General features: G+C 64.4%; 1 protein-coding gene. It reads left to right on the forward strand.

Features of this window, described 5'->3' with window-relative positions:
• On the forward strand, positions 1–564 hold a 564-nt coding region (locus CK240_RS17855; protein ID WP_167650116.1), incomplete at both ends, for a primase C-terminal domain-containing protein.

Here is a 564-nt window from a genome sequence, read left to right on the forward strand (position 1 = left end):
GTCAATGGGCAGCAAGGGCGCCTATCGCTTTATTCGGGGCACGCTGGCCGACCTCGAGCGCCTACCCTTCGCACGCGCCGACAACATCGACGGCGCCGTGCAAGACGCGGTGCGGCGCGAGCTGGTAAAGGCCGGGGGTCGCAACAAGGCCCTGATGGAATACCTGCGCGGACAGGCCCGCTATGTTGACGACCTCGAGGCCCTGGTGGACGTGGGGTTCACCTATGCCAACGAAACCTTCGACCGGACCGGGGGGCACCCCTTCACTGACAGCGAAGTGCGCGCCATCGCCGCAAGCGTGTTGGACTGGACGCAGCGCAAGATTGGCGAAGGCCAGTATTTTGTCGGGACCGGCCGCTATCTACAGCTCAGCCATGATGCCATCGACCGGGTGCTTCCCCTTGGGGCCGACGCCCTCATGCTGTTCATGGTGCTCAAGCGGCGCAGCGACCATCGGCAAAACCTCATCGTCGCCAATGACATGCGCCTGACCATGCCGGACGGTGAGTGGACGCTGGTTCGGTTCCGTCGCGCCCGCCAAATCCTCATCGACAACGGGGTGCT

This window comes from Paracoccus salipaludis (assembly GCF_002287065.1).
Taxonomy (GTDB): Bacteria; Pseudomonadota; Alphaproteobacteria; order Rhodobacterales; family Rhodobacteraceae; genus Paracoccus; species Paracoccus salipaludis.